A 4029-nucleotide genomic window follows, 5' to 3' on the forward strand; every position below is an offset into this window, starting at 1 on the left:
CACTAAAACCCGTTCAAACTCCAATTCAGGTCAATGAAAGGTTGCTAAAAAGGTAATGGATGCTTTTGTGGGTTTTGACATAAAGAAAGAATATCAGGTATCTGTTGACGATCAGCATACTGGGCTAAGCAAGAAAAAAACGTATTTGGCTCAATACAGAACAAGAAATAAAGAGTGGAAAGTTACACAAACACAGTACGAGTTAGAAAACTGGACTGGGAAGAAACGAAAAGTAGGAACGAAAGTTATCACTGTGAAAAAGCAGGACGGTTTTAATACTCGGGTAAAAGCAAAATAAAGAAAGAGAGCAGGCTTGAAGCCTGCTTTGTTATCGTTCCATTTCGTAATCACGGCGCCGTCTTTGAGGGCGCTGTTTTTCTTCTTGTTGCTGTTCTTGCTCTTTAGTCCGGCGGCGTTTCTTTTCTGTTAATGGGATAGATGGTTCAAGCTCGATCTCCTCTGCAAGCTCCTTCAAAAAATCGCGGCTTTTGCTTCTGCCTTTGGATCTCTCAAACTGTCGTTCTTTCTCCTGTTCAGCAAAGCTCTGCAGATCCTTCAAGTGTGACGGATACAGGCCGACTTGTTTGCCGTCCTGGTTGTATCCTCGGATGACAATGTGAGCGTGAGGGTGTCCTTTGTCATCGTGTACGGCAGCTATCCAGTCCAGTTTGACGTTGTGTTTACCCTCAAAGCGATTCATCGTATCTCGGACTAATTCTTTTAAATCGGTGGCGAACCGTCCCTGTTCATCTTCGCTTAATGAAATGACGAGTTTATGACCGACTACGCCACGCTTTGGCTGTTCATTCAGCTTTTTGAAAAACTCAATCCGTTGAATTTTATCTTGCGCAGCTGTAAACAGTTCCGGCGGTGTCCGGTGATGATCCCGGTCAAGTTCTATGTACTTGATATGCTCTTTGATATGGGTGATCGGCTTTCCGCCTTTGCTATGACTGGCGAATCCGAGGGATTTCACATGAGCGACCATTATCTTCGCCCCTGCTTATACTCTTCAAGTAGCTTTTCATTGCTTTTGAGTCGGTTGTAATTGGCAACAAGAAAGTCCACTTGATTCTTATATTCAGATGATTCTGCTTGCAGAGAGCGTACTTTTTGGACTAACTGGTCATTCTGTCGGTGTGCGTTACCGACCTGATTTAGTCTGCTGTTTGATTCTTCTTGGACGTCTTGATAGTCCCTCCGCAGTTCTTGATAGGCTTTTTTGTACTTCTCCAGTTCTTCTTTTTGTGCTCTGTTCATGTCGATTAACTTTTCCTGCATGACCTCTAGGTTTTTGTTTTCTTGCATAAGAGAGCTGATTTTTTCAGCTGATTCTTTATCTAGTCGAGTCCGCATTCTTTGGGCGGCAATGCTGCGCATCTGTTCCCGGAGTTGTTTTGGGTTGTGATCTTCGAAATAGTCATCAAATATGTGTTCCAAAACGATACTGCTGTATGTAGTTTCGTAACTGGATTTGGCAATGAGATTTCCGACTCGTTCAACGGTTTGCTTTCCCATGTCTTCAACTCGTTTTTCGATCCTGTCGATCAGAGCTTGCTCGGTTGCGGACAGCAATGAGCTTGCTTCGACAGGTTGGACTTGGTGAGCGTGATACGCCCGAATGGCGTGTTCGATCAGCAGTCCAAATTTGGTTTCCGATCCGAAATCTTGTTTCGCGAGCTTGCGACCGAGCGAAACAATTTCAGGGTCGAGTCGGACGGATTCTTTTTGCCGGGCGACCATGGTTTTTCGACCTCCTAAAATTGAGTGTTTAGCTCAATTTTAGAGTGTCGGACGGTGGGGGTCAAGGGGGAGGGCGTGCCATCCCAATTGCGGAGTGTGTCGGAAACATTGTGTCCGACACTTTTAACTCCGCCTCTCCCACCTAACAGGTGCGGGGAATGCCATTTTCCACAGATCGGGCAGGCTCCGAGCGAGGACAAAATGGCTTGCTGAAATGGAGGGCTGCGGGACGATCCGGCAGGGAGTCTCGCACCCGAAATGGAAGCAAAAAAGAGGGCTGAACAGGGAAGAGTAACGAGGCTCACCCTGTTCAGCCCTCTTGGGTTTTATGGCAGGCAATGGGCGAGTTCATTCGCCCGCCTGACATTGGCGGACTTGTCCGCCAACGGGTAGAATGGATAGAAAAAGGAAAGGTGGAGAATACATGACATATCGTATTGTGGGCGAGCTGGAAGGGACGGAAATTACGTTCACGAGCACACACCCAGACGGAGAGAAACGAGAGGATATATTTGAGACGCTTGAGGAAGCGGAGGATGCTTTGAATACCTTGAAAATGTCTCTGCCTGATGGAACAAAATTGACGATTGAACCTGCGGTATAGAGACAAATGATTGATTTTGAAACGGCTATGAGACAAGTGAGAGCAACCCTTTGCTTTGAGGGCTTAGTGCTGACTGAAGAAGAGGAAAAGCTTTTAGAAAGGCGGTTTCATGGAGAAATCACAGAAGAAGAATACATCCGAAAAGCGCTGGAGCTGTCTTATCTCTAAATGGGAAAGCGGGCGATTTTGGCGTGAGTCAACGGTAACCGGACCGTAGGGAGGATTAAGGAGTTGACTCATTCAGCGCCACCCGAACCCTTTCAGCACTCAAACAAACCCGTTTGTTTGACGCCAACCGGCGAGGGAGCCCCCCGAAGAATCGGGGGGTTGGGGGGATTGAAATATTGGCATCCAACGGCCGTCCGTTGGTGGGTTTGGGCAAAGCCCAATGAAGTCACTTTAATTCTTTGTGTAACTCGTTGTTTTGATCGAGCAAAATGATTCCTTTGAGGCTTCGTTCCGGATAATGCCGCGGTAAGTTGAGCTGCGGATCAGAGAGCAGTTCTTTCATTTTCTTTTTTGCTTCAGAGAGTGTTTCGATTTTCAATTTTGGTTCCTCCGGGTTTTTAATTAATACTAACATGAGGGATGAAATGAGAAATACCTCTGAGAATGCCCAGATTTGTTTCTGAGGGCTTTTAATTAAAAAAACGACCTTATGGAAGGGGATGTCCTTAAAATCGAATATAAGGGCATTTAAAGCATTTTAAAATAAAAAAGCAGACTTCTGAGAGTCTGCTTTTTTATTTTTAGCCCAGTGCACCATTTTCAGCAACTTGAAAATCCTTTGATATGCCTAAATATCCGTTTTCCTTGGTCCCGAAATGGTTGCTTGATACAAGAAGCAGTCCAAGGATGGCAGCGGTAATTAAGACAGTACGTCTTTTCATAATAACGCCTCCGATAGTGTGGGATTTAAACACTTTTAGATGAATTTGATTCATTGTACCAATCCCGATGTTCTGGGTTAGAACGGTCTAAAAGGATAACCCCGTCTTTATTTGATTTTAATTTGTCAGCTGAAGTCCAGACTTTTTGACGGTCTATTTTCAGCTGCGGGAACGCTTTTTCAAGAGTTTGCATGTTAGATGGCTACTGGTTGTTCTTGAATGGAGACTCCACCTTCAGCAATTTTGCTACTGCTCGTTAAGGCGGGAGAAGCCAGCAGTAATGCTGAAACAGTTAGCAGACTGAACAAAATCGTTTTTTTCTTCACAATAACACCCCCGTGTTAAATGGTTACTGCCCCTTCGGCAATTTTAATGGGGTTACTCAAAGAGGTTGTATTGTTTACTAAAGGAGTGGCCAGCAATAATGCTGAAACAGTTAGCAGACTGAACAGAGCGGTTTTTTTCATAGTAACGCCTCCGATATTTTGAGAATTTTGTTTTTGACAAAATGCCCGTGTTTAAAATAATATGCGGCTTTTTCAAAGTCATCCTTACTCTCATAGTATACAGCAATTTCCATTGAGAGATCGGCTGTTTCTGTCCAAAGCTCCATTTTTTCGAGGATATCGATATTTTTCCTCACCTCTGGGTCATTTTGTTCTGCATACAAAGCGTATGCAAGTTTTAATTTCGCCAAATACTCCTTTTCTCCTTCGTCTTCGGCCTTTTTCAGAGCCTTTTCATACCATGTCAGGGCAACATCGAAAGCCCCTAATTGAAACAGAACTTTGC

Annotated in this window: 6 protein-coding genes; 2 read left to right on the forward strand and 4 right to left on the reverse strand. The window is 44.5% G+C overall.

Annotated features, from left to right (window positions below):
* The first annotated feature begins 55 nt into the window (after positions 1–55).
* Positions 56–298: a hypothetical protein gene (locus ACFC8N_RS48665; RefSeq protein WP_376296082.1), complete on the forward strand. Its 243-nt coding sequence runs from the start codon at positions 56–58 to the stop codon at positions 296–298.
* A 30-nt stretch (positions 299–328) separates the two neighbouring features.
* Here the strand turns inward: ACFC8N_RS48665 and ACFC8N_RS48670 are convergent, their stop codons facing one another.
* Both ACFC8N_RS48670 and ACFC8N_RS48675 read right to left on the reverse strand, forming a co-directional pair.
* Positions 329–976: a relaxase/mobilization nuclease domain-containing protein gene (locus ACFC8N_RS48670; protein ID WP_376296083.1), complete on the reverse strand. Its 648-nt coding sequence runs from the start codon at positions 974–976 to the stop codon at positions 329–331.
* 11 nt (positions 977–987) lie between these two features.
* Positions 988–1743, reverse strand: a complete 756-nt coding sequence (locus ACFC8N_RS48675) for a hypothetical protein (RefSeq protein ID WP_376296084.1) — start codon at positions 1741–1743, stop codon at positions 988–990.
* 424 nt (positions 1744–2167) lie between these two features.
* On the opposite strand from ACFC8N_RS48675, the gene ACFC8N_RS48680 reads away from it, so the two are divergent.
* A complete protein-coding gene (locus tag ACFC8N_RS48680) occupies positions 2168–2347 on the forward strand; it encodes a hypothetical protein (RefSeq protein ID WP_198699002.1) in 180 nt (59 codons plus the stop codon).
* Positions 2348–2741: 394 nt separating this feature from the next.
* Here ACFC8N_RS48680 and ACFC8N_RS48685 read toward each other — a convergent pair whose 3' ends face one another.
* Together ACFC8N_RS48685 and ACFC8N_RS48690 are read right to left on the reverse strand one after the other, a co-directional pair.
* Entirely contained in the window at positions 2742–2894 is a 153-nt protein-coding gene (locus ACFC8N_RS48685; RefSeq protein ID WP_270354913.1) for a hypothetical protein, read from the reverse strand.
* An 806-nt stretch (positions 2895–3700) separates the two neighbouring features.
* Positions 3701–4029: hypothetical protein (locus tag ACFC8N_RS48690; RefSeq protein ID WP_376296085.1), on the reverse strand; the 329-nt coding region annotated here is incomplete at its 5' end.

Origin of the sequence: Streptomyces sp. NPDC055966 (assembly GCF_042269865.1) — a bacterium.
GTDB lineage: Bacteria > Actinomycetota > Actinomycetes > Streptomycetales > Streptomycetaceae > Streptomyces.